This is a genomic window from Mongoliimonas terrestris, assembly GCF_001927285.1.
GTDB classification, from domain to species: Bacteria; Pseudomonadota; Alphaproteobacteria; order Rhizobiales; family Pleomorphomonadaceae; genus Chthonobacter; species Chthonobacter terrestris.
The window spans coordinates 157,707-180,583 of sequence record NZ_MSIG01000009.1; the positions used below are offsets into that span (position 1 = coordinate 157,707).

Consider the following 22,877-nt stretch of genomic DNA (forward strand, 5'->3'; position numbering starts at 1 on the left):
CCCGACGCACACGATCGTCATGGTTCGCGAAGGCGGACCATCCACGCCTTCCCAACCCACCCCACCTACCCCACGATCACCTCGCCCTTGCCTAGCGCCGCCATGTCCCCGCGGTAGCGCATGGGGTTCGACGGCACCAGCGCGCCGGCGCCGGGCACCTCGCTCTCCACCCACTTCCGCAGGATGGTCAGGAAGGGCATGGCGTAGGTGCCGGTCGGCACGAAGGTCGGCTCCAGGTCGGCCACGGTCTTGGCGATCAGCGTGCCGCGTTTCATGCCGGCGCCCGCCCGGGTGCCGAGCGTGCGGGCGAGGATGGTGCCGCCCACCATGCGCGCGCCGGCCGCGTCGCCCACATAGCCCTCCACCACCAAGACGCCGCGCCGCATGCGGTCGCCCGCGTAGGCGCCCACGTGGCCGGCGACCGTGATCAGCCCGCCGGCCTGCCCGTGCATGGCGCCCGGCACGGCGCCGCCTACCGCGTCCGCCGCGTCCCCGGCGATGCGGATGGTGCCGCCCGTCATGGCGGTGCCCGCGTAGGGCCCGCGCACGGAGCCGGACACGGCGATCAGCCCTGCCTTCATGGCGCGGCCGAGATAGATGCCGGCGTCGCCCTCCACCGTGATCCGCCCGCCCTTCAGGCCGCGGCCGATGTTGTCGAGCCGCTCGTCCCCGGAGAGGCGGATGTCGGCCGGGTCGTCGCCGCTGACGTCGAACAGGTCGCCGACCGTCAGCCCGTCCCGGCTGGTGCCGACCACGAGGGCCTTGATGGCGTCGGCGTCCAGGCCGGTCAGCCGCTCCAGCACCAGGGCCGAGAGGTCCAGCCGTTCCGGCGGCGTCGCTTTCAGCGTGAAGGTGAGCGCGGCCATCAGAGGAGATCCCGGAGGTGGAAGTGATGGCGGCCGAGGTTGCCGCCGTAGTTGCCGGCGGAGATCCGCTGGATGCCGCTGTTGGGTCCGAGCGAGCAGGCCGCGTGCAGCGCCCGCCGCATGCTCTCCTTCACGCCGGCAAAGTCGAGGCCGTCCATCACCAGCTCCAGCACGGCGCCGGTGTCCGGCTCCAGAAGGCTGTTGGCGTTGCCGCGCAGCACCGGCGAGAAGGCGTCGTTGGTGGAGGCCATCAGGACCGGGTACTTGGACCCGACCTTGGACCCCGACCGCACGATGCCGCCCGGGAAGGGCAGGATCACGCCGTCCACCGTGCTCGCCGCCTCCACGGCCGCCTCGGCCGCCACCAGCACCTGATCGAACGTCTTGCCGAGGATCAGGATGTTGCCGCCGCCGATGGTGCTTTCGGCCAGACCCGTGTCGTGCTCCACGGTGAACTCACCGTCCATCACGGGCACGCGCCAGTAGCGCTTGGGGCCGAGCTTCTTGGAGATCTGGTGCCCGTCGCCGAAGAAGCGCAGCGTGGCGCCGAGCTTCAGGCGCTTGCCGCCGTCGATGCCGGAGAAGCAGGCCGACCCCGGCGAGGTCAGCACGCACTGGCCCACCCGGTTGCGCAGCTGCAGCTCCAGGCCCGCCGCGTCGAAGCCGAAGATCAGGCAGCGCACGCCCGGCCGGCCGTCCGGCGTCTCTTCCGGCGACAGCACCCGGTCGATGCCGGCCTCGCAGCCGCAGGCGATCACCGAGGTGGCGAACCCGGTCATGGTCTTCGCCGCGATCTCCGCCCACTTGGCGGTCGGCGCGGTGATGATCACCCCGGTCGCCGCCATGTCGAAGGCCTCGGCGAACGTGTCGTCGATGCGAACGCCGTTGAGGCTCAGGTCTGGCATGGTTCCACCTTGAAGATGGTGCGGTCGCCGAAGGCGCGCTCGGGCACCGCGAAGGCGGCGGGACCGACGCCGAAGCGGTCGGTGATGTAGTCGGCCATGCGGCTTTCCATCTGGGTGTCCACCTCCGGCGCCAGGATGGAGGTGAGGCCGCTGATCCAGCCGAGCGCCTGGCCGTCGCGCACCGTCAGGCGGCCGCTCTTGAACACGTAGCGGGCGCGGCTGAACATGGCCGTGCGGTCGGCGAGGTCGTCGTAGACCGCCACGTCCGCCACCGCGCCGTCCTTCAAATGTCCGCGGTCGTGAAGGCCGAGGATCTTCGCCGGCGCCGCCCGGGTCATGATGGCGATCTCCTCCATCGTGTACTCGCGGGTGAGATCGGCAAGGCCGGTGCGCTCCTTGGCCTTCTGCGGCATCGCCTCCATCCAGCGGGCGCGTTCTCCACTGTCCATCAACAGGTGGATGATCTGTGGATAGGTTGTGAACGAACCGCCGTTCGGATGGTCGGTGGTCATCATCACGCGCCAGGGATCCGGCGACAGGAGGAAGATCTCAAGCCCGATCGCCCACTGCAGCTGGTTGATCCAGTTGGTCTTCGCATAGACCAGCGGCACCACGCCGCCGCCCTCCGCGTCGCCGTCCGTCAGCGAGAACTTCTTCGGGCTGGCGTAGGCGGCGCCCTGCCACTGCTTCATCAGGTCGAGCGAGATGGTCACCGTCGGCCCGAACATCACCTGGCCGACGTCGCACGACACGTTCGGCGCCGCCTCCAGCGACCGGGCGATCTCCTCGGCGCCGGAGGTCATCATGCCCTCGGCGTCCTTGCCGTAGGAATAGAACTGGATGTGGGCGAAGTGCATGCGCCGCCCCTCCGCCGCCGCGATCGTGTCCTCGATCGTCAGCGGCGCGCCCGGAACGCCGAGGTTGTTGGCGTGCACGTGGAGCGGATGCGGCACGCCGATCTGGTCGACGGCGGTCAGGAGCGTCGTCAGGATCTGCCGGGACGACACGCCATAGTGCGGCACCACGTCGTCGAGCTCGAACGTGCGAAGCCCCGAGTGGAAGGCCGCCGGTCCGCCCGCGTTGATCACCTTGAGGCCGAGGCCCTTGGAGGTGGCCAGCTGGTAGGCGACCGCGTCGCGGATCGCCGTCTCGCCCTCCCGGTCGCGCAGAAGCGACAGGAAGTGGTCGTCGTTGCCCACCACCGTCAGGGCGCCGCGGTCGATCAGCGGGATGTCGGCGAGCTCCAGGTGCGTCTGCAGCGCGTGCACCGGGGCGAGCGCCGGCTCGATCACTGTGGTGTAGCCCATCTCCGCGTAGAGCCGGCCCGTCTCCCAGCCCGACCACTTGGCGGTGGAGAAGGGCATGCCGTCCGGCCCGGCCACCTCGGAGACGTGCAGCTCCGGCAGGAGCAGGCGCGACATGGTCACGTTGCCGCCCGCGATATGGCTGTGCACGTCCACCGCGCCGGCCATCACGATCTTGCCGGTGCAGTCGTAGGTATCGTCCACCCGGCCGTCCGCCGGCAGGGCGGCCGCCACGCGGCCGTCCACCAGATAGAGGTCGCGCTGGCTCGTGGCGCCCGACACCGGGTCGACGACGCGGCCGCCCTTCAGCCTGATCGTCGTCATGGGTTTCCTCCGATAAGCGCGGCCTCGATGCCGGCGATCACCGCGGCAACGCTCGGCAGCGGCTGCGGCGCCTTGGCGTCCACGGCGGCGAAGCCGTCCCGCACCGCGTCCATCAGCACGCCGCCGTGGGTGACGCCCGGCACGCCGACCTCGATCACCACGTCCGCCGTGTTCGCCGTCGCGCCGTGGTGGATGAGCGCCACCGTCGGCACGCCCGCCGCCCAGGCGGGCAGGTCCGGCCCGAGGGCGCCGATCCAAAGGAGCGCGTCCGCCTCGCCCGCCGTCACCCGGCGTTCCGCGTCGTGCACCCAGTCGTCCTGTTCCGGATAGCCGCGCCCGAGCCCGACCGGCAGATGCCCGCCCGTGGTCCAGGCGGAAACGAGGTGCGCGCCGCGGCCGTGGTGGTGCGCCGGCACGCCGAGGGTGGTGAAGCGCGTCTCCTTGTTGAGATCCTTGACCAGCGCCTGCAGGGCGTCGAGCGTCACGTGGTCCGCGTCGTTGGCGTCCACGATCATCACCCCGAACGCGGCGGACTTCATCTGCAGCGCCACCGCGTCGATGGCGGCGAGCGCCGGCCCGTTGCCCGGGAGCGGCGCGACCGGCTTCTGGCCGACCCGCGCCCGAAGGAGCGACAGCACCCGGTGCAGCGACATCCCGTCTCCGAGCGCCGCGACGGGGGTGCCGGTCGCCACGTGGGCGGGCCGGGCGCCGCCGGTGGCAAGGCAGAGCACGCCCCGCTCGCCGCGCCAGGAATAGAGCCCGCCCGCATCCGCGAACGCCTTGGCGTGGTCGGCCCAGGCGACCGCGCCGGGTCCGGCGAGCACGATCAGGTCGGACCGGTGGCGGGCTTCCGCCACCGTGGTGGTCATCACGCCGCTGTCGGCGAGCACGCGCAGTTCCGAGCGCCCGTGCGCCCGTGCGGCGTGGTCGACGCTGGCGCCGAGGGCGGCGGCAAGCCGGAGGGCGGCGCGCACGCCGTCCACATCGCAGCCGAGGCCGGCGATCACCGGCCGCCGCGCGCCGCCGAGCAGCGCCGCGGCGCGCCCGATCGCCGGGTCGGCGCCGGTTTCAGGATGTCCCGACAAAACGGACAAGGCCTCCCCCCGCACTTGATTCTCGTTGGCCGCATCATGGTCCCGCGACGGAAGCCCGGCAAGGCACGCCTCTGACGTGGTTTGTCGCGGGCGGGGGGTGGGGCTTGTCGTTGGCGGGGAGGGGAAGGGGGGATGGTAGGACGGGGCAATGGCGCGAAGGGGAGGGTAGGGCGGGGCAACATCGCCCGGCAGCTGCCGGGATGACCGTCCAGCCGCCCGGGAACACCCCCATCGTCATGGTCCGCGAAGGCGGACCACCCACGCATTCGGGTCCGCGCTACCGGCTTGAACGAGTATGCATCACCCTATCCCCGCGAAAAGCGTGGCTGGTCCGCCTTCGCGGACCATGACGATCGCGAGGCCCCATTCTCCCCCGGTCGTCACCCCGGCGAACACCGGGGCCCAACCGTCGGCACCCTCATCCGCACCGTCACCGACCCCGCACCCTCGGCTGGATCCCGGCGTCCGCCGGGATGACGGTGCGTCCGCCGGGATGACGGTCCAGCCGCCCGGGAACACCCCCATCGTCATGGTCCGCGAAGGCGGACCACCCACGCATTCGGGTCCGCGCTACCGGTTCGAACCAGTACGCATCACCCTATCCCCGCGAAAAGCGTGGCTGGTCCGCCTTCGCGGACCATGACGATCGCGCGCCCTCGCTCTCCCCCGGTCGTCACCCCGGCGAACGCCGGGGCCCAACCGTCGGCGCCCTCATCCGCACCGTCACCGACCCCGCACCCTCGGCTGAATCCCGGCGTCCGCCGGGATGACGGTGCGTCCGCCGGGACGACGGTCCAGCCGCCCGGGAACACCCCCATCGTCATGGTCCGCCTTCGCGACCCACGACGACCCCGAGGCCCCCACACACCCTCACTTGTACTTGATGTACGCGAACCGCTGGTCGTCCGCCGGCGTGCCTTCCAGGCCCTCGCCCTCGAGGCCCGGCTGCCACATCACCACCTCCTCGATCTTCTTCGCCAGCGCGAAGTCCTTGTCGGTGATGCCCTTGGCGTGGTGGTTCATCAGGCGCACCTCCACCCAGGCGTAGGAGGCGGTGATGTCCGGGTGGTGCCAGGCGGCTTCGGCCAGGTGGCCGACGGTGTTGATCACCATCAGCGTGCTCTTCCACGAGGCCGTCTTGTAGGTGCGGCGGATCCAGCCGTCCTCCAGCCGCCAGGCGGGCAGTTCGGCGGCAAGGCGGGCGGTCACCTCCTCGGCGGTATAGGTCTTGTCGGCCATGGTGCTCTCTCCCTGGTGAAGGAGGCCCTGCGCGCGCGGCAGGCGCCTCGAGGCGGTCGACGGACGGGTCGCCGGGATGATACGGAGGTCCGAACGGTTCGGCCACGTCAATCACAGTCAGGGAGCGGAGACGGATGGCTGCAGGGGATCGCGCAGGCGGCGTCCGTGTGGAGGCGCCGGCCCGCCTGCATCTCGGCCTGATCGACATGCACGGCGGGCTCGGCCGCAGCTTCGGGTCGATCGGCCTTGCGGTCGACCGGCCGCGCGCCGTCGTCGAGCTTCGCCCCGCCGACCGCCTCGCCGTCGAAGGCCCCGAGGCCGACCGGGCGCGCCGCTACCTGACCGACGCCGCTGCCGCCCTCGGCGTCTCCGATGCGGTCTCCGTCAGCATCCTGGAGGCCATGCCCGCCCACGCCGGCTTCGGCTCCGGCACCCAGATCGCCCTTGCGATGGCGGCGGGCCTCGCCCGGCTCCGCGGCGTTGCGGCCGACATCCGCGCCCTCGGCGGCACGCTCGACCGGGGTGCCCGCTCCGGCATCGGCGTCTCGGCCTTCCTCGACGGCGGCTTCCTTGTCGACGGCGGCCGCAAGCCCGGGGGCGACGTGCCGCCGGTCATCGCCCGCTTATCCTTCCCGCAGGCCTGGCGCATCGTCCTCATCCTCGACACCGCCGCCGAGGGCGTGCACGGCAAGGAGGAGGCGGCCGCCTTCCGCGATCTGCCGCGCTTTCCCGAAGCCGCCGCCGCCCACCTCTGCCGCCTCGTGATGATGCGCTTGCTGCCCGGCCTCGCCGAGGCCGACATCGGGTCCGTCGGCGATGCCCTCACCGAAATCCAGGCCCGTCTCGGCGATCATTTCGCCCCCGCCCAGGGCGGCCGCCGCTTCGCCTCGCCGGTCGTGTCGGAAGCCCTGACGCGCGCCGCGGAGGCCGGCGCCGCCGGTGTCGGCCAGTCGTCCTGGGGGCCCACCGGGTTCGCCCTTGTGGCGTCCGAGGACGAGGCCCTTGCCCTCAAGGATCATCTTGTGCGGAACTGTCACACGAACGAGCGCTTGAACTTCGTGGTCGCGGCGGGCAGAAACCGGGGCGCGACGATCGAAACCGTCAACTGAATCAAATGTCTGGATCTATGGCGCCATAGGCGCGTCCATTGGCGGCGACGCGCCCGGGGGAGCGTCGCCGGTCCTGACGAGAAGTCCGGGGGAAATATGGCCAAGACCATCCTTCACATGATCACGCCGCTGAAGCACATGAGCCCGTTCGACGTCAACATGGCGGCGGACGCGGGCTACGACGTGCTCGCCACCTACGAGGCGGTGACGCCCGAGGAGGTTCGCGGCCTGGTGCAGGACGCCATCTTCTCCCGCTCGCCGAACGACGCGGTCAAGACCGGCATCTTCTTCGCCGGCAAGAACGCCATCGCGGCGCTCGACATGATGAAGAGCGCCGAGGAGGCCTTCGTGCCGCCCTTCGTCGTCAACCTCTTCGCCGATCCGGCCGGTTCCTTCACCACCGCGGCCGGCATGGTGGCGTCCACCGAGGCGCTCCTGAAGACGAAGTTCGACACCACGCTCAAGGGCAAGCGCGTGGTGATTTACGGCGGCACCGGCGTCGTCGCCTTCTCCTCGGCGGTGATCGCGGCGCTGGAAGGCGCCTCCGTGGTCATCACTGGCTACGACGGCACCAAGCGCGTCACGGCCATTGCGGCCGACATGAAGGCTCGCTTCGGCGTCGACGTGGAGCCCGCCGACGGCTCCTCGGCGGAGGCCAATCTCGCCGCCGCCGACGGCGCGGAGATCATCTTCTCCGCCGGTCCGGCCGGCGTGCAGATCCTCAACGAGGAGCAGATCAAGTCGGTCGCCGGCCTGCTCGTCGCCGCCGACGTGAACGCCGTGCCGCCGCCCGGCATCGCCGGCGTGGACGTGATGGCCAACGGCGAGCCCATCCCCGGGTCGGCCAAGGGCCTCGCCCTCGGCGCGCTCGCCATCGGCAACGTGAAGTACCAGGCGCAGCATCTGCTCTTCAAGAAGATGATCGCCACCGACACCGCCCTGTCGCTCGACTTCCGTCACGCCTTCGAGGAGGCCCGCGCCTTCATCAAGGGATGAGCGGACCGGCGACCCGCCCCGTCGTCCTGATCGTCGCACAGTCCGCGCGCGCCTTGGCGGAAGCCGCCGTGCGCGCGGGCTACCATCCCCTGACGATCGACTTCTTCGCCGACGACGACACCCGCGCCGCCGCCGGCCTCGCGCTCCGTCAGCCCGGCGGTCTTCGCTGCGGGTTCCGCCGCGCCCGCCTGATGCCGCTGATCGAGGCGCTCGTCGCCGCGGCGCCCAGCGCGCCGGTCGGCGTCGTCCTCGGCAGCGGCTTTGAGGATCGGACCCGCCTGATGGCGTCCATCGCCGACCGCCTGCCCCTCATCGGCACCGACCCCGCCGCCGTTCGGGCGGTGAAGGACCCGTTCGCCCTCGCGGACGCTTGCCGCGACCTCGCCGTGCCGCACCCGGCCGTCCGCACCGACGTGCCGGCACCCTTCCAGCCGGATGCCTGGCTGGTCCGCCGCCGCGCCGGCACCGGCGGCACCCACATCCGTGTCGCCACCGCCGCCGGTCCGGTCCCCGCGGGCCACGTGGCCATGGCCCGTGTCCCCGGCGCGCCCGTCTCCGCCGCCGTCCTTGCCGACGGCCGCGACGCCCGCGTCCTCGCCTTCACCCGCCAGTCGCCCGCGCCCACCCTCGACCAGCCCTTCCGATTCGCCGGCGTCCTCGGCCCGGTGGAGCCGCCGCCCCCCGTCCGCACCGCCGTGGAGGGCGCCGCCGCGGCGCTCAGCCGTCGGTTCGGCCTCAAAGGCCTCGTCAGCCTCGACCTGATGGTCGACGCCGACCGCTGGCACCTCCTGGAGATCAATCCGCGGCCCGGCGCGTCCCTCGACGTGCTCGACGCCTCGGCCGCCGCCTGGGCGGACGGGGAGGGCGGGTCCGCTGGCCCGCTCTTCGGCACGCCCCTCTTCGCCGCCCACTGCGAGGCCGCCGCCGGCCGCCTGCCGCCGCTCTCTCCGCCCGATGCGACAATTCGCGCGACGCTTGTGGTCTACGCGGAGGCGGATTATCCCCCGGTCCCCGTGGTCCGCTGGCCCGGCTGGGTGCTGGACCGGCCGGCCGCCGGCGACCGCCCTCCATCCGGCGCGCCGCTGGCGACGGTCGCCGCCGCAGCCCCGACCATCGCCATCGCCGAACGGCTCCTGGCCATGAGAGCCGAGGCCCTGAAAGAGCTCTTGAGAGGAAACGCACCATGACTGGTCAACCGAGCCGCCCCAGCGTCGGCGCCCTGGTGGCGCCCCTGGTGGAGGCCTTCGTCGCTGACGCCGAACGCCTGCGCGTCAAGGTCTCCACCGGCCCGCGCGGCTGCCGTCTCGTCGATGCCGGCGCGTCCGTGCCGGGCGGCCTGGAGGCCGGGCGCCGACTGACCGAGATCTGCCTCGGCGGTCTCGGCCAGGTCACCATCGTGCCGACGATCTCCAGCCTCGGCATCTGGCCCTATTCCATCCAGGTCGGCTCCACCGACCCGGTGACCGCCTGCCTCGGCAGCCAGTACGCCGGCTGGGCGCTCGCCGGCGGTGAGGACGATCCCAACTGGTTCGCCCTCGGCTCCGGCCCCGGCCGCGCAACCGCCGCGGTCGAGACCCTCTACGAGGAGCTCGCCTACAAGGACAATGCCAGCGGCATCGCCTTGGTGCTGGAGGCCGCGAGCCCGCCGCCGGAGAGTGTGGTCGCCAAGGTGATGGAGGCGACCGGCGTCGCCGCCGACGGCATCACCTTCCTCTACGCTCCCACCCAGTCGCTGGCCGGCGCCACCCAGGTGGTCGGCCGCGTGCTGGAGGTGGCGCTCCACAAGGTCCACACCCTGCACTTCCCGCTGGAGCGCGTGATCGACGGCATCGGCGTCGCGCCCCTGTCGCCCCCGCACCCGGACTTCGTCGCCGCCATGGGCCGCACCAACGACGCCATCATCTACGGCGGCCGGGTGCACCTCTATGTCACCGGCCCGGACGACGAGGCGGAAGCCCTGTCGAAGAATCTGCCGAGCCGCACCTCGCGCGACTACGGATCCCCGTTTGCCGAGGTTTTCAAGAAGTTCAACGGCGATTTCTATGCTATCGACGGCGCTCTCTTCTCGCCCGCCGAGGTGGTGGTGACGGCTGTGGAAAGCGGCCGCTCCTTCCGCGGCGGGGCCGTCGCGCCGGACCTCGTCGATGCCTCCTTCGCCTGATTCCAAGCCGTCCGGGTCCACCGCTTCCGGCCGCGTGGTCGTCTTCACCGATCAGGTGGACTGGCACCTGAAGCGGGTGCGGACGGCCTTCCAGGCGGCGGGCGTGGAGCCGGTCGTCACCTCCCTGCGGCAGGTGGCGTTCGACATCGGCGCCCGCCAGCCGCTCGCCATCCCGGGCCTCAACGGCCGGCTTCCGCGCGCCGTGCTGGTGCGCGGCATCGCCGCCGGCAGCTTCGAGGCGATCACGCTCCGCCTCGGCGTGCTGCATGCGCTCTCCGACGCCGGCGTCGTCGTCTGGAACAGCGCCCGGGCGATCGAGCGCTGCGTCGACAAGGCCGCCACCAGCCTCGCGCTGGTCCGGGCGGGCCTACCCACGCCGCGCACCCTCGTCACCGAGAACCGGGGCCGCGCGCTCGATTTTCTCGCCGCCGAGATCGGCTTCGGCAACAAGGTCGTGCTGAAGCCTCTGTTCGGCAGCCAGGGCAAGGGCCTGCGCCTTCTCTCCCGCGTCCGCGACCTTCCCGACGAGGACACCGTCTTCGGCGCCTTCTACCTGCAGCGTTTCGTGCCGGCCCGCGACGGCCGCTTCAAGGACATGCGGGTGTTCGTCTCCGGCGGGCGCGTCGTCTCCGCCATGGTGCGGGTCGGCGCCACCTGGATCACAAACGTGCACCAGGGCGCGACGCCCGAGGCCCTCGTCGTCACGGCGCCCATGGAGGCGATGGCGCTCGCCGCCGCCGCAGCCGTCGGGGCGGACTTTGCCGGCGTCGATCTCATCGAGGGCCAGGACGGCAGCCTGATGGTGCTGGAGGTCAACTCCATGCCCGCCTGGCGCGGCCTCCAGAAGGTCGCGGGCCGCGACGTGGCCGCCGCCGTGGTAGACGATCTCCTCGCCGCCGCCGGCATCCCGTCCGCCCGGCCCGCCGAGCCGTCGCCCGCCGCCTCGTCGTCCACAGCCGATGCCGGTGAGCGGGTCGCCGCCTCCGAACCGGCCCTGCCGTGACCGTCGACACCCGCCTCGCCGCCGCCTTCGAGGCGGCGTGCCGCGCCGAGTTGCGTGCCCCCAAGCCCGGCAACGTCCACGACTTCGCGCCCGGCCACCGCATGACCGTGCGCGATTTCGAGGTGAGCGCCGCCGCGGCCGCGCCCTTCATCGCGGCGCGGGGCCAGCCGATCGGCGCGCGGGTGCTCGGCGCCATGCGGGCCACCATGGACTCGGTCGGCTGCAACACCAACCTCGGCATCCTGCTCCTCGCCGCGCCCCTTGCGGCGGCGCGCGAGCGCCCTGGCGATCTTCGCCAGAACCTCGGGGCGATTCTCGCGGAATCCACGGTGGAGGACGCCGGCGCAGTGTTCGAAGCCATCCGGATCGCCAATCCGGGCGGACTGGGCCGCGCCGATACGCATGATGTCGCCGCCGAGCCCACGGTCACGTTGACGCAGGCCATGGCAGAAGCGGCCCATCGCGATCGTATAGCGCGTCAATACATCACCTCTTTTGGTGATTTATTCACGGTCGGAGCCCCTGTGTGGCAGTCTTTTGACAGGAGCGCTGACCCTCTTCGTCGCACGCTCGCCGTATACTTCACCTTTGCGTCCACGTGGCCCGACACCCACGTCTCCCGGAAGCATGGACCGGAGGTTGCGGAGCATGTTCGCCGGCTTTTCGCGGAAAAGCTTGAAATCGCAGCGCAATATGACCTCCCTGCGCTTCTTGATTTCGATCGGGAGTTGAAGCTTCTCGGCGTCAATCCAGGGACATCGGCGGATCTTACGGTAGCAGTCGAATTTCTCGTTCGCGTCCTTGAAGATAAGTGAGAATACGTATACGCCTTCCCTTGCCGCAGGGGGAGGGCCGGATTAGGCTCCACCCCGTCTGGCAACCACCTCGTGTCCGGCCAACCGGTTTGGCTCGCCAAACGCAGAGAACAAGGATCGACGGGGGACGGTCGTCGCTTACGCGATCGGCCGTTAGTTCGGTTTCAATTGGGAGGTTTGACCGATGGCGAAGATTAACAAGGTAATGCTCGGTGAGGCGCTTGTCGGCGACGGCAACGAAGTGGCCCACATCGACCTGATCATCGGGCCGCGCAACTCGGCCGCCGAGGTCGCGTTCGTGAACGCGCTCGCCAACAACAAGGACGGCTTCACCACGCTGCTCGCGGTTATCGCCCCGAACCTGCCGTGCAAGCCGAACACCATCCTCTTCAACAAGGTCACCATCAAGGGCGCCAAGCAGGCCGTCCAGATGTTCGGCCCGGCCCAGTATGGCGTCGCCAAGGCCGTGCAGGATTGCGTTGCCAACGGCACCATCCCGCTCGACGAAGCCGACGATCTGTACGTCCTCGTTGGCGTGTTCATCCACTGGGAGGCGGATGACGACGCCAAGATCCAGCAGTACAACTACGAGGCCACCAAGCTGTCGATCGAGCGCGCCGTCGCCGGCAAGCCGACCGCCGCGGAAGTGAACGCCCAGAAGGACACCGCTAAGCACCCCTTCGGCGCTTAGATCCGGGACAACTCTGGGCAGGCCTCTGCCCCGGCGATGCCGCGGTCACTGCTCCAGCGGTTGATGGCCAAGTTCTTTGGATGATCGAGACCCCCGGGGGCGGCGCAAGCCGCCCCCGCTTTCCTTTAAGCTTCAGGCGGCACAAGCCGCCCCGCCCCCTTCAGCCCCCCGCCAGCCGGTCCATCACCGCCCGGTCGATCCGCCCGTCGTGGAGCGCGGTCGCCACCAGCGCGCCGGCTATCCCCTCCGCCTTCAGCCGGTCGAGGTCCGCCGCCCCGCGCACGCCGCCCGCGGCGTAGACCCGCCGCTCCGGCCCCGCCGCCGTGCGCACGGCGGCCAGCCGCTCGAAATCCGGCCCGGCGTCCACGCCCACCCGCTGCAGCGTCATCACGATCACGTCGCCCGGCCAGATCCCCGGCGTGTCCAGGATCTCCGCCGGCCCGACGAATCCCGTCCGGAAGTCCAGCGACAGCACCGCCCCCCGCCCGGCGCCCCGCACCAGTCCGCTGTCCGCCTGGCTCTCGCTGCCGATCACCGGCCGCGCGCCGATCGCCGCCGCGCCGTCCGCTGTGGCGCGATTCGCCGCGCCTTCGTCTAGCCACACGGAAAGGCCCTGGTGCCGGGCGGCCAGCCGGGCCACGGTGTCGCGATGGTGGCCGCGGCCTTCGATGGCGTCGAGGTCCGCGATATAGAGCGTGTCGAACGGGAAGACCGACATCAGCCCGGCCACCACGTCGTCCGGTTCGGCGCTTGCCGTCAGCGGCGATTCGATCGGCCGGTAGGCGTCCCGTTCGCCGGCGCGGGCGCGCACCACCAGGCCGCCCTTGAGATCGATGACCGGGATGACGCGCATGTGGGATGTCCGTGGGGCAGGAGCCGCCGTAACGGCGGTTCGTCGATGGAAGGGAGTGCAAAAACGATGACATCGAGCGGTTCGTCCGCGCAAGCGGTGATCGGCTGGGACATCGGCGGCGCCCACCTGAAGGCGGCCCGTCTGGAGGCCGGTCGCGTCGTCGCCGTCGCCCAGGCGCCGTGCGCCCTCTGGCAGGGCCTCGACCGGCTCGACGCCGCCTTCGCCGATCTGGAGGCCCGCCTCGGCACCGCGCCCGTCAACCCGGTCACCATGACGGGCGAGCTGGTCGACCTCTTCGCCGACCGCCGCTCCGGCGTCGCCGCGCTCACCGGCCGCGCCGTCGCCCGCCTCAGCGGCGTTACGGTCTACGCCGGCGCCGCCGGGCTCATACCCCCGGACGCCGCGGACGCCCACGTGGACGCCATCGCCTCCGCCAACTGGCACGCCACCGCCGCCCTCGTCGCCGCCCGGCGGGCGGACGCGCTCCTCGTCGACATGGGCAGCACCACCACCGATCTCATCCCGGTCGCCGCCGGCCGCGTGGCCGCCCGCGGCGCCACCGACGCCGCCCGCCTCGTCAGCGGCGAACTCGTCTACACCGGCGCCACCCGCACGCCCCTGATGGCAGTCGCCGCCCGGGTGCCGGTCGGCGGGGCCTGGACCACCGTGATGGCCGAGCACTTCGCCACCATGGCGGATGCCAACCGCCTCCTCGGCCGGCTCGGGGCGGACGACGACCAGCACCCGACCGCCGACGGCCGCGGCAAGTCGCCCGGTGAAAGCCGCCTGCGCCTCTCCCGCATGATCGGCCGCGACGTGGCGGACCTTCCCGACGCCGCCTGGGCCGCCCTTGCGGAGGCCTTCGCCGAGGCGCAGCTCCGCGCCGTCCACGACGCCGCCGCCCTCGTCCTCTCCGCCGTCCCGCTCCCGTCCGACGCCCCCGTCGTCGCCTGCGGCATCGGCCGCGCCGCCGTCGCCGGTCTCGCCGAACGCCTCCGCCGCCCGCTCGTCGACGTCGGCGACCTGATGCCGCTCAAAGATCCGACCGACGCCGCCCTCCGGTCCTGGGCCCGCGCCTGCGCCCCCGCCGTCGCTGTCGCCTGCCTCGCCTGAAAGGCGCGGCGGAGCCCTCCATTCCCGTGACGATTCAGCAACAGTTCAGGTTGAGTCATGACAGGGGCCGTGCTGGCCCGGATCATGCCCCTATTCAGCCATTTTCGGACCCGAGCGTCCCATCCCGGGGCGATAAGGTCGAAACCGACGCCGGCGTGGGTGCCGGCCGGTCGATCCGAGGTGGATCCATGGTGGGCAGGACGCGGCTGAGAGAAAAAGTGGGTCTGGCGGCAGATGGGTGGCTGGCGCAACGGATCGAAGATCAGGGGCTGCAGAGACGGATCCGCAACGCTCTCTTCACCACACAATCGATTCTGAACCGACCGAAGATCAGCAGCCGCGTCGGCCGTAGAAATGCCGAAAATCTAAGCGACCGTGGCGTGATCGAGGCACGCGCGGTTGGCGATGTCCGGGTTTCGTCCTCTGTTTTTCCTGCCGCCGACTTGCGTCGGCGGCTCGACGGCGAGGGGCGGGAGTCGGTTCTCTCGCCGGCGCAAGAAGAGAACCCGGCTTTTACGGGTCGTGTGCCAGCGTGGCGTACCAGGGAGGCAATCGCGGTTCCCGCGGCTCGACGCAGCCGGCGGCGCCTGATCGGCGCGGCCGGGGCAGAGGCGGCGTCCGTCCTTCGGGCGGGCTTTCGACCGGTGGGGACGGCGTGGTCATTGAGAAGACGAGACATGGTTGAGGCGGATACGGTGTTTCGGATGGGGATGCGGGCCTTCTGCCTTGGCATGGCGCTGCTGGCGTCGCCGGCCGCGGCCTTCGATCTGCCCGGCTCCGGGTCGCGCAACTGGAGCGACCACGACGTCATCGAGGCTTTCCGCGAGGGCACCCGCGCCTACTACGCCGGCGACACCGCCTCGGCGCTCGACGGCCTGCAGGCCGCCGCCGAGAACGGCCACCCGGCCGCCCAGTGGAAGCTCGGCCGCATGTACCAGAACGGCGACGGCGTCCAGGAGGACGACCTGAAGGCGTTCGACTATTTCAACAAGGTCATCGCCGCCCACGCGGAGGACAGCCCGTCGTCGCCGCAGGCGCCGTTCGTGTCGAACGCCTTCGTGGAGATCGGCTCCTACTATCTCACCGGCATCGACAACTCGGCCGTCGAGCCGAACGTCAGCCGGGCGCGCGAGATCTTCACCTACGCGGCCTCCTACTTCGGCGACGCGCTGGCGCAGCTGAACCTCGGGCGGATGTTCCTCGACGGCCTCGGCGGCGAGCGCGACCCCCGTCAGGCGGCCCGCTGGTTCCTGCTCGCCGCCCGCAAGGGCCAGGTGGACGCCCAGGCCCGTCTCGGCCGCATGCTCTTCCTCGGCGAGGACATCGAGCCCAACCCGGTGCACGGGCTGATGTGGCTCACCATCGCGCTGAAGCAGGCGCAGGCGACCGGCCGCGACCTCGACATGGTGCGCGCCGAACACGAGCAGGCCTTCTCGCTCGCCACCGAGGACGTCCGCCGCAAGGCCACCCGCCTCGCCGACCAGTGGCTCGCCGACAACCACGCCGTCGTCACCGCCGGTCAGTAGGGGCAAGCGGACCGGAGGCAGCCCTCAACCCTCGCCGTGTCAATGCGAGGGCCGCGCCGCTCAGTTGCCGCGCCCCTCCAGCGCCTCTCGCAGCTTCCACTGATGGCGATAGAGGTCGCGCACCACGCGCGCCTTCGTCCGCTCGTTCATCAGCGGCACCCGCAGCCGCTCCGCGTCCGCCGGGTGGATCACCACCGGGCCGGCTGCGTCCCGGGCGATCAGTGCCTTCAGGAAGCCTTGCAGGGAGTAGCGCGGCCGCAGCCCGTCCCGAAACCGCAGCACCGCGTCCGCCGCACGTCCGTAGCCGGACACCAGCTCCTCGGCGATGGCCGCCGGGTCCTTGCGGGTGCGCGTGCAGCGGCCCGAATAGTTGAACGCCTCGGCCCGCGCCTGATTGTCCTCCGTCAGCCAGCCCGGCCCGCCGAAGTGGTCGTAGCAGTAGACCGGCTTGCCGCGCATCATGGCGTACTGCACCGTCTTGCCGATCGACACCACCGCGTCGAACCCGTCCATGTGCTCCGGCTTCAGCCGCACCGCCGTGCCGCCCTTGCCCACGTGGGCGAAGGTCACGCCGGCCGCCGCCGCGTGCTGCGCCGCCCGTGCCAGCTCCTCCGGCACATGGTTGGAGACCACCAGCACCCGCGTCAGCCGCTCGGCGCGGGTAGGGGCGGGGGTCCAGAACCGGTCCGGACAGGCGTTGTGCAGGTTCACGATCGGCACCGCCGCGCCGGTCAGGATGCCGAGCACCCCGGCGGTCTCGGCGGAATTGGCCACAATGGTCGCCCGGATGTCGCGCGCGAAGGTCAGCCCCAGGTGCTCGAACGGCTCGAAGGGCGACAGGTGCGCCGACACCACCAGCGGCCGCCGCCCGGGCCGGAGACCGCCGTCGCCGAGCGCGAGCGGACCCATCAGGTGATGGATCCACACGAAGTCGAAGTCCTGCAGGTCCGGGATCCCATCCCCATCCGAGATCGCGATCGTCGCCAGCGTCTCGCCCCGCATGGCGTCCGTCAGGGCGTTGCAGTGGATCGTGGCGGCAAACCCCAGCTCCACCAGCGTCTCCGCCACCTCCAGGCTCAGGATCTCCGATCCGCCGAAGGCGTGCAGGTGGTTGGTCAGGATCAGCGCCCGCGGCCGCCCCGTCATGCCAGATCCCTTCGCCGATTCGCTCATTCAGCAAGAAGCATAGGGCGACCACGCGCCGAGGGCGAGAAAGCGGGCTGACCGGAAGCACAACGGCCGGCCGCACGACACGCCCGAACGCAACGCTCCGACGTCACCCCGGCGAAAGCCGGGGCCCAACCGTCGGCGCGATCATCCGCGCCGGTCCCGAAACCCCACCGTCGGCTGGATCCCGGCGTCCGCCGGGATGACGATCCAAAAGCAACCGACCGCGACGCGTGAGGCTAAACCCCCTCGAACCCCAGCATCGCCACCACCGGCACGTGGTCGCTCGGCTTCTCCCAGCCGCGCACGTGGCTGGCGACCTCGCAGCCTTGCAGCCGGTCGGCGGCCTGCGGCGAGAGCAGCAGGTGGTCGATGCGGATGCCCCAGTTCTTCTGCCAGGATCCCGCCTGATAGTCCCAGAAGGTGTAGCGGCCGGGGCTGTCGTCCACCGCGCGGAGCGCATCCGTGAAGCCGAGGTTGAGGAGGCTGCGGAAGGCCATCCGGCTTTCCGGCTGATAGAGCGCGTCGTTCACCCAGGCGCGCGGATCCCAGGCGTCCTTGCCGTCCGGAATCACGTTGTAGTCGCCGGCGAGCACGAACGGTTCCTCCAGCAGCAGCCGTTCGCGGGCGTGGGCCTCCAGCCGGCGCATCCAGGCAAGCTTGTAGTCGAACTTCTCCGTGCCGATCGGATTGCCGTTCGGAAGATAGAGGCAGCCCACCCGCACCACGCCGCCCTTCACCGAGACGACGCCCTCGATGAAGCGCGCCTGCACGTCGTCCGGATCGCCCGGCAGCCCGCGCGAGACCTCGTCGAACGGCAGCTTGGAGAGGAGCGCCACCCCGTTGAAGCCCTTCTGCCCGTGGGTTTCCACATTGTAGCCGAGCCGTTCGAACGCCTCGCGCGGAAAGCCCTCGTCGATCGACTTGATCTCCTGCAGGCAGACCACGTCCGGCGCGGCCTCCTCCAGCCAGCTCAGCGCAGTCTCGATCCGGGCCTTGACCCCGTTGATATTCCAGGTGGCAATCCGCATGAAGGCTCCGGCATGGTCGTGTCCCGCCGCGGGGCCGCGGCCGGATGGGGCAGGGGGCTTGTCGGCGCAGGCGCCGCGAGGCCCGTCCGCTCTGGTATCGTCCGTCGGCCGAATCGATCAAGACCCGCATGCTCGCAGACCTTGCCCACTATCTCGTCACGCCGGCCTCGTTGGAAGCCCGCCGGCACGGATTCCTCGGCGATGCCGTGCGTCTCTGGTCGCGGTCGCGTCGCTGTCGCGCCGCCTGGGCGCCCCACCACGCCGCCTGCCGGGCGGCGGTCGACGCCGCCATCGACCATCTGCCGCGTCGCCACACCGCCGTCGTCCTCGGCTCCGGCCTCCTCGACGACGTGCCGATCGCCCGCATGGCGTCCATGTTCCACACGGTGGTGCTGGTCGATGCGGTCCACCTCGCCGCCGTCCGCCTGAAGGTCCGCGGCAACGGCTGGACCAACGTCCGCTTCCTCGCCACCGACATCTCCGGCTACGACGCCCTCCTGGAGCGTCAGCGCCTGCAGCGCCGGGCCGGCGCCGCCGACGTCGGCGGCCGGCTCGATCCGCTGGCCTTCGTGCGCAGGATCCCTAACGTGGATCTCGTCGTCTCCGCCATGGTGCTGAGCCGGATCGCCAAGGCGCCCGCCCGCCGGCCGAACTACGGCGGCCCGGGCGGTCACGCCGCCGCGCTCATCAACCAGCAGCTCCAGGCCATGCACGTGGACAGCCTCGCCGGCCTCGCCGCGCGCACGCTTCTCCTCACCGACACGAGCTACGCTCTCGTCGACAGGGCCGACACCATCGTGGACGAGGGGGATCTCCTGCCCGGCATCCGGCTTCCCGCCGAATCCGACAGCTGGTCATGGACCGTCGCGCCCTTCTGCGAGGAGGCGCGCGACCTCGCCCGCCTCCACCACGTGGTGGCGATCGACGACGTCGCCCTCGACCTCGGCTGAACCGGAACCGTCCGGCTCGTCAGACCGCGAAGCTCGTCCCGCAGCCGCAGGAGGCGGTGGCGTTCGGGTTGCGGATTTGGAACGACTGGCCCATCAGGTCGTCCACGAAGTCGATCTCCGAGCCCGCCATGAAGGGCAGGGAGGTCGGGTCGATCAGGACGGTCGCGCCGTCCTTCTCGATCACGAGATCGTCGTCGGCACGGCTCGCCGTCAGGTCGAACTTGTAGGAGAAGCCCGAGCAGCCGCCGCCCTCCACCGAGACGCGGAGCGCGCCGGCGGTCGGGTCCTTGTCCATGATCTTGCGGATGCGGCGCGCCGCCCGGTCGGTCACCGACACGCCGTCGGCGGTCACGGGTTCGGCGGTCCTGTCGATCACATCGGTCGTCATCGAGGGCACCTGATCCTTGTTCAGCGGTCGGGACATCATACCGCGTGCGGTGGCCGGCATGGAACCCGCCGCCACCTTGTCATCTTGCTCTGCCAATAGGTAAGTAGCGAAGACGCGCCGGTCAACGCGGGAGGCCGCGATCCGGTCATGCGCTGCCGCAGGGGCTGCGGCGAAGGGAGGACGCGTGGTCGTCAAAGCAGGCGTCGCCGGATCGGAGTTCGGCGCACTCGGGTTCGGTGTCGAACCGCGGGCGCCCTATGCGGTCGATCCCGCCGCCTCGCGCGGGCGGCTGCAGGCCGAGCCGGCGAGCCCCACGCGCACGCCCTTCCAGCGCGACCGCGACCGCATCATCCACTCCACCGCCTTCCGCCGCCTGAAGCACAAGACGCAGGTCTTCGTCTATCACGAGGGCGACCACTTCCGCACGCGCCTCACCCACACCATCGAGGTGGCGCAGATCGCCCGCGCGCTCGCCCGCGCGCTCCGCCTCGACGAGGATCTCGCCGAAGCCCTGGCACTCGCCCACGACCTCGGCCACACGCCCTTCGGCCACACCGGCGAGGACGCCCTCGATGCCTGCCTGGAGGACCACGGCGGCTTCGACCACAACGCCCAGTCGCTCCGCATTGTCACGCTGCTGGAGAACCACTATGCGGCGTTCGACGGCCTGAACCTCTCCTGGGAGACGCTGGAAGGCCTCGTCAAGCACAACGGCCCCATGGTGGACGCCGCCGGCCACCCGGTCGCCCGCTACGCCTCCAAGGGCCTGCCCCTCGCGCTCACCAGCTACCCCGCCTGGCGCGGCCTCGACCTTCACACCTGGCCGAGCCTGGAAGCCCAGGTCGCCGCCATCGCGGACGACATCGCCTACGACGCCCACGACCTGGACGATGGCTTGCGCGCGGGCCTCTTCGACGTGCCGGACCTCGCCGACATGCCGCTCATCGGTGACTTCCTCGCCGAGATCGCCCGCCGCTACCCGAACCTCGACCGCAACCGCACCATCCACGAACTCACCCGCCGGCTGATCACCGCCATGGTGGAGGACGTGATCGCCGTGTCCTTCGACAACCTGAAGGAGATCGCCCCGCGCTCCGCCGACGAGGTGCGCGCCGCCGGCCGGGTGATCGCCACCTTCTCGCCGTCGATCGCCGCCGTCGACAAGGCCATCAAGGCCTTCCTCTTCCCCCACGTCTACCGCCACCCGGACGTGGTGCGCGTCCGCGCGCGGGCGGACTTCATCCTCCGCGACCTCTACGCCCATTTCGTCGCCCGGCCGGAGACCTTGCCGGACGAGTGGTGCCAGGACCTGCCGCGCCTCGACGCCGCCACGCTCGCCCGGCGCGTCGGCGACTACATCGCCGGCATGACGGACCGTTTCGCCGTGCAGGAACACCGGCGCTGGTTTGACGAAACCCCGGAATTGCGCTAGGCCCCGGCCGATTTTTCCGCGTTTTATGACGTGTCCGCCCGCAGTGGGCGGGCGCGCGTCCAAAGGGGTCGTGATGAACGTTTTCCAGGTGTTCGGCGATCGGATCCGCTCGGCGATCCGCGGTCTCGGCCTCGCCGTCGGCGAGCCCGAGCTCGCCCGCGTCACCGTGGAGCCGCCGCGCGACGCCAGCCACGGCGACATCGCCACCAATGCCGCCATGGTGCTGGCCAAGCCCCTCGGCCGCAAGCCGCGGGACCTTGCCGAGGAGATCGCCGTCGCGCTCCGCGCCGATCCGGACGTGGACGCCGTGGAGGTCGCCGGCCCCGGCTTCATCAACCTGCGCATCGCCGCGGGCTTCTGGGCGAACCTTGCCCGGGCCGTCGTCGCCGACCCGGCCGGCTACGGCCGCTCCACCGTCGGCCACGGCCACAAGGTCAACGTGGAATACGTCTCCGCCAACCCCACCGGTCCCATGCACGTCGGCCACTGCCGCGGCGCCGTGGTGGGCGACGCGCTTGCCGGGCTCCTGGCCTTCGCCGGCCACGCAGTCACCAAGGAGTATTACATCAACGACGCCGGCGGGCAGATCGACGTGCTCGCCCGCTCCGCCTTCCTGCGCTACCGGGAAGCCCTTGGCGAGACCATCACCATCCCCGAAGGCCTCTACCCCGGCGACTATCTCGTCCCGGTCGGCGAAGCCCTCAAGGCCGCCCACGGCGACGCGCTCCTCGCCATGGACGAGGCCGCCTGGCTGCCGATCGTCAAGCCGGTCGCCGTCGCCATGATGATGGCGATGATCCGCGACGACCTCGCCATGCTGGGCGTCGCCCAGGAGGTCTTCTTCTCGGAGAAGTCCCTGCACGAGCGCGTCGGCAACGCCCCGTCCGAGATCGACGGCATGCTGGAGGAGTTCCGCGGCCGCGACCTCGTCTACCAGGGCACGCTTCCGCCGCCCAAGGGCCAGCTTCCGGAGGACTGGGAGGACCGCGAGCAGACCCTCTTCCGCGCCTCCGCCTATGGCGACGACATCGACCGGCCGCTCCAGAAGTCCGACGGCAGCTACACCTATTTCGCCGCCGACGTCGCCTACATGCGCTCCAAGGTGCAGCGCGGCTTCGACGAGATGATCTTCATCCTTGGCGCCGACCATTCCGGCTACGTCAAGCGGCTGGAAGCCGTCGGCAACGCCATCTCGGGTGGCAAGGCCAAGGTGGTCGTGCGGCTCTGCCAGCTCGTCAAGCTCTACCGGGCCGGCGAGCCGGTGAAGATGTCCAAGCGCTCCGGCGACTTCGTCACCCTGCGCGAGGTGGTGGAGGAGGTCGGCTCCGACGCGGTGCGCTTCATGATGCTGATGCGCAAGAACGACGCCCCGCTCGACTTCGACTTCGTGAAGGTGAAGGAGCAGTCCAAGGACAACGCGGTCTTCTATGTGCAGTATGCCAACGCGCGCTGCCACTCCATCTTCCGCCAGGCCCGCGAGCAGGCACCGGAGCTCGCCGACGCCGACCCCGCCGACGCGCCGTTCGAGCGGCTCGACGACGCGGGCGAGCTCGCCCTCATCCGGCGGCTCGCCGAGTACCCGCGCGTGGTCGAGTCGGCCGCGGAGGCCTACGAGCCGCACCGGCTGGCCTTCTATCTGACCGACCTCGCCGGGGAGTTTCACGGCCACTGGAACCGGGGGAAGGAGAACCCGCGTTTGCGGTTCGTTAACCCTGATGAGCCACTGTCGACCCGAGCCCGTCTCGCTCTCGTCCGGGCGGTCATGATTGTGCTTCAGTCGGGTCTAAGTATACTCGGCGTGAATGCCCCGGACGAAATGCGTTGACCGTCGGCAGCCACGACCGTTGTCCGGACGGACCTTCACGGCCGCGCGGATGAGGATCGGTGACAGAAAGAACCGTACCCGATGT

General features: G+C 70.9%; 21 protein-coding genes. 12 read left to right on the top strand and 9 right to left on the bottom strand.

Going from position 1 to position 22,877, the window contains the following annotated elements; translation table 11 throughout:
- Positions 1–65 precede the first annotated feature (65 nt).
- The 5 genes from BUQ68_RS14590 to BUQ68_RS14610 form a co-directional block, all read right to left on the bottom strand.
- On the bottom strand, positions 66–866 hold the full coding sequence (locus BUQ68_RS14590) for a formylmethanofuran dehydrogenase subunit C (protein ID WP_075216714.1): 801 nt from the start codon (positions 864–866) through the stop codon (positions 66–68).
- Entirely contained in the window at positions 866–1,771 is a 906-nt protein-coding gene (gene fhcD, locus BUQ68_RS14595; protein ID WP_075216715.1) for a formylmethanofuran--tetrahydromethanopterin N-formyltransferase, read from the bottom strand. Before fhcD ends, BUQ68_RS14590 begins: the two co-directional genes overlap by 1 nt.
- Positions 1,759–3,399, bottom strand: a complete 1,641-nt coding sequence (locus BUQ68_RS14600; RefSeq protein WP_075216716.1) for a formylmethanofuran dehydrogenase subunit A — start codon at positions 3,397–3,399, stop codon at positions 1,759–1,761. The genes fhcD and BUQ68_RS14600 overlap by 13 nt, the downstream gene beginning before the upstream one ends.
- Positions 3,396–4,484 carry a molybdopterin-binding domain-containing protein gene (locus BUQ68_RS14605; RefSeq protein ID WP_075216717.1) on the bottom strand — a complete coding sequence of 363 codons (1,089 nt, stop codon included), beginning with the start codon at positions 4,482–4,484 and terminating at the stop codon, positions 3,396–3,398. The genes BUQ68_RS14600 and BUQ68_RS14605 overlap by 4 nt, the downstream gene beginning before the upstream one ends.
- An 879-nt stretch (positions 4,485–5,363) precedes the next feature.
- Positions 5,364–5,732: a 4a-hydroxytetrahydrobiopterin dehydratase gene (locus tag BUQ68_RS14610; RefSeq protein WP_075216718.1), complete on the bottom strand. Its 369-nt coding sequence runs from the start codon at positions 5,730–5,732 to the stop codon at positions 5,364–5,366.
- A gap of 134 nt (positions 5,733–5,866) precedes the next feature.
- Here BUQ68_RS14610 and BUQ68_RS14615 point away from each other — a divergent pair, with 134 nt between their 5' ends.
- The 7 genes from BUQ68_RS14615 to fae all read left to right on the top strand — a co-directional run bounded on the left by BUQ68_RS14615 (position 5,867) and on the right by fae (position 12,507).
- Positions 5,867–6,841, top strand: coding sequence for a beta-ribofuranosylaminobenzene 5'-phosphate synthase family protein (locus BUQ68_RS14615; protein ID WP_075216719.1), 975 nt, complete (start codon positions 5,867–5,869; stop codon positions 6,839–6,841).
- A 96-nt stretch (positions 6,842–6,937) separates the two neighbouring features.
- On the top strand, positions 6,938–7,837 hold the full coding sequence (locus BUQ68_RS14620) for an NAD(P)-dependent methylenetetrahydromethanopterin dehydrogenase (RefSeq protein WP_075216720.1): 900 nt from the start codon (positions 6,938–6,940) through the stop codon (positions 7,835–7,837).
- Between the two features lie 68 nt (positions 7,838–7,905).
- On the top strand, positions 7,906–9,024 hold the full coding sequence (locus BUQ68_RS14625) for an ATP-grasp domain-containing protein (RefSeq protein ID WP_175577824.1): 1,119 nt from the start codon (positions 7,906–7,908) through the stop codon (positions 9,022–9,024).
- Positions 9,021–9,998 (top strand): methenyltetrahydromethanopterin cyclohydrolase, encoded by a 978-nt coding sequence (mch, locus tag BUQ68_RS14630; RefSeq protein WP_075216722.1) that lies wholly within the window; start codon positions 9,021–9,023, stop codon positions 9,996–9,998. Before BUQ68_RS14625 ends, mch begins: the two co-directional genes overlap by 4 nt.
- Entirely contained in the window at positions 9,982–11,001 is a 1,020-nt protein-coding gene (locus BUQ68_RS14635) for a RimK family alpha-L-glutamate ligase (protein ID WP_075216723.1), read from the top strand. Before mch ends, BUQ68_RS14635 begins: the two co-directional genes overlap by 17 nt.
- Positions 10,998–11,816 carry a triphosphoribosyl-dephospho-CoA synthase gene (locus BUQ68_RS14640; protein ID WP_075216724.1) on the top strand — a complete coding sequence of 273 codons (819 nt, stop codon included), beginning with the start codon at positions 10,998–11,000 and terminating at the stop codon, positions 11,814–11,816. The genes BUQ68_RS14635 and BUQ68_RS14640 overlap by 4 nt, the downstream gene beginning before the upstream one ends.
- Positions 11,817–12,000: 184 nt before the next feature.
- On the top strand, positions 12,001–12,507 hold the full coding sequence (fae, locus tag BUQ68_RS14645; protein ID WP_075216725.1) for a formaldehyde-activating enzyme: 507 nt from the start codon (positions 12,001–12,003) through the stop codon (positions 12,505–12,507).
- 160 nt (positions 12,508–12,667) lie between these two features.
- Here the strand turns inward: fae and BUQ68_RS14650 are convergent, their stop codons facing one another.
- Positions 12,668–13,360 (bottom strand): HisA/HisF-related TIM barrel protein, encoded by a 693-nt coding sequence (locus BUQ68_RS14650; RefSeq protein WP_075216726.1) that lies wholly within the window; start codon positions 13,358–13,360, stop codon positions 12,668–12,670.
- 66 nt (positions 13,361–13,426) lie between these two features.
- On the opposite strand from BUQ68_RS14650, the gene BUQ68_RS14655 reads away from it, so the two are divergent.
- Together BUQ68_RS14655 and BUQ68_RS14660 are read left to right on the top strand one after the other, a co-directional pair.
- Positions 13,427–14,473, top strand: a complete 1,047-nt coding sequence (locus BUQ68_RS14655) for a hydantoinase/oxoprolinase family protein (protein WP_075216727.1) — start codon at positions 13,427–13,429, stop codon at positions 14,471–14,473.
- 677 nt (positions 14,474–15,150) lie between these two features.
- Complete coding sequence (locus tag BUQ68_RS14660; protein ID WP_083656591.1) at positions 15,151–15,999, top strand: tetratricopeptide repeat protein; 849 nt, start codon at positions 15,151–15,153, stop codon at positions 15,997–15,999.
- 60 nt (positions 16,000–16,059) lie between these two features.
- Here the strand turns inward: BUQ68_RS14660 and BUQ68_RS14665 are convergent, their stop codons facing one another.
- Together BUQ68_RS14665 and xth are read right to left on the bottom strand one after the other, a co-directional pair.
- Positions 16,060–17,145 (bottom strand): glycosyltransferase family protein, encoded by a 1,086-nt coding sequence (locus BUQ68_RS14665; protein WP_075216728.1) that lies wholly within the window; start codon positions 17,143–17,145, stop codon positions 16,060–16,062.
- A gap of 260 nt (positions 17,146–17,405) precedes the next feature.
- Positions 17,406–18,197, bottom strand: coding sequence for an exodeoxyribonuclease III (gene xth, locus BUQ68_RS14670; RefSeq protein ID WP_075216729.1), 792 nt, complete (start codon positions 18,195–18,197; stop codon positions 17,406–17,408).
- Positions 18,198–18,325: 128 nt separating this feature from the next.
- Here xth and BUQ68_RS14675 point away from each other — a divergent pair, with 128 nt between their 5' ends.
- Entirely contained in the window at positions 18,326–19,147 is an 822-nt protein-coding gene (locus BUQ68_RS14675) for a hypothetical protein (protein WP_075216730.1), read from the top strand.
- 19 nt (positions 19,148–19,166) lie between these two features.
- Here the strand turns inward: BUQ68_RS14675 and erpA are convergent, their stop codons facing one another.
- On the bottom strand, positions 19,167–19,535 hold the full coding sequence (gene erpA / locus BUQ68_RS14680; RefSeq protein WP_075216786.1) for an iron-sulfur cluster insertion protein ErpA: 369 nt from the start codon (positions 19,533–19,535) through the stop codon (positions 19,167–19,169).
- A gap of 184 nt (positions 19,536–19,719) precedes the next feature.
- Here erpA and BUQ68_RS14685 point away from each other — a divergent pair, with 184 nt between their 5' ends.
- Both BUQ68_RS14685 and argS read left to right on the top strand, forming a co-directional pair.
- Complete coding sequence (locus BUQ68_RS14685) at positions 19,720–20,967, top strand: deoxyguanosinetriphosphate triphosphohydrolase (RefSeq protein ID WP_075216731.1); 1,248 nt, start codon at positions 19,720–19,722, stop codon at positions 20,965–20,967.
- Between the two features lie 73 nt (positions 20,968–21,040).
- Positions 21,041–22,792 (top strand): arginine--tRNA ligase, encoded by a 1,752-nt coding sequence (gene argS / locus BUQ68_RS14690; protein ID WP_075216732.1) that lies wholly within the window; start codon positions 21,041–21,043, stop codon positions 22,790–22,792.
- Positions 22,793–22,877: the final 85 nt, after the last annotated feature.

Bases quoted from the DNA above. Each gene is read 5' to 3' on its own strand.
- BUQ68_RS14590 (WP_075216714.1), bottom strand. From the start codon at position 866: ATGGCCGCGCTCACCTTCACGCTGAAAGCGACGCCGCCGGAACGGCTG.
- fhcD (WP_075216715.1), bottom strand. From the start codon at position 1,771: ATGCCAGACCTGAGCCTCAACGGCGTTCGCATCGACGACACGTTCGCC.
- BUQ68_RS14600 (WP_075216716.1), bottom strand. From the start codon at position 3,399: ATGACGACGATCAGGCTGAAGGGCGGCCGCGTCGTCGACCCGGTGTCG.
- BUQ68_RS14610 (WP_075216718.1), bottom strand. From the start codon at position 5,732: ATGGCCGACAAGACCTATACCGCCGAGGAGGTGACCGCCCGCCTTGCC.
- BUQ68_RS14615 (WP_075216719.1), top strand. From the start codon at position 5,867: ATGGCTGCAGGGGATCGCGCAGGCGGCGTCCGTGTGGAGGCGCCGGCC.
- BUQ68_RS14620 (WP_075216720.1), top strand. From the start codon at position 6,938: ATGGCCAAGACCATCCTTCACATGATCACGCCGCTGAAGCACATGAGC.
- mch (WP_075216722.1), top strand. From the start codon at position 9,021: ATGACTGGTCAACCGAGCCGCCCCAGCGTCGGCGCCCTGGTGGCGCCC.
- BUQ68_RS14635 (WP_075216723.1), top strand. From the start codon at position 9,982: ATGCCTCCTTCGCCTGATTCCAAGCCGTCCGGGTCCACCGCTTCCGGC.
- fae (WP_075216725.1), top strand. From the start codon at position 12,001: ATGGCGAAGATTAACAAGGTAATGCTCGGTGAGGCGCTTGTCGGCGAC.
- BUQ68_RS14650 (WP_075216726.1), bottom strand. From the start codon at position 13,360: ATGCGCGTCATCCCGGTCATCGATCTCAAGGGCGGCCTGGTGGTGCGC.
- BUQ68_RS14655 (WP_075216727.1), top strand. From the start codon at position 13,427: ATGACATCGAGCGGTTCGTCCGCGCAAGCGGTGATCGGCTGGGACATC.
- BUQ68_RS14660 (WP_083656591.1), top strand. From the start codon at position 15,151: ATGGTTGAGGCGGATACGGTGTTTCGGATGGGGATGCGGGCCTTCTGC.
- BUQ68_RS14665 (WP_075216728.1), bottom strand. From the start codon at position 17,145: ATGACGGGGCGGCCGCGGGCGCTGATCCTGACCAACCACCTGCACGCC.
- xth (WP_075216729.1), bottom strand. From the start codon at position 18,197: ATGCGGATTGCCACCTGGAATATCAACGGGGTCAAGGCCCGGATCGAG.
- BUQ68_RS14675 (WP_075216730.1), top strand. From the start codon at position 18,326: ATGCTCGCAGACCTTGCCCACTATCTCGTCACGCCGGCCTCGTTGGAA.
- erpA (WP_075216786.1), bottom strand. From the start codon at position 19,535: ATGACGACCGATGTGATCGACAGGACCGCCGAACCCGTGACCGCCGAC.
- argS (WP_075216732.1), top strand. From the start codon at position 21,041: ATGAACGTTTTCCAGGTGTTCGGCGATCGGATCCGCTCGGCGATCCGC.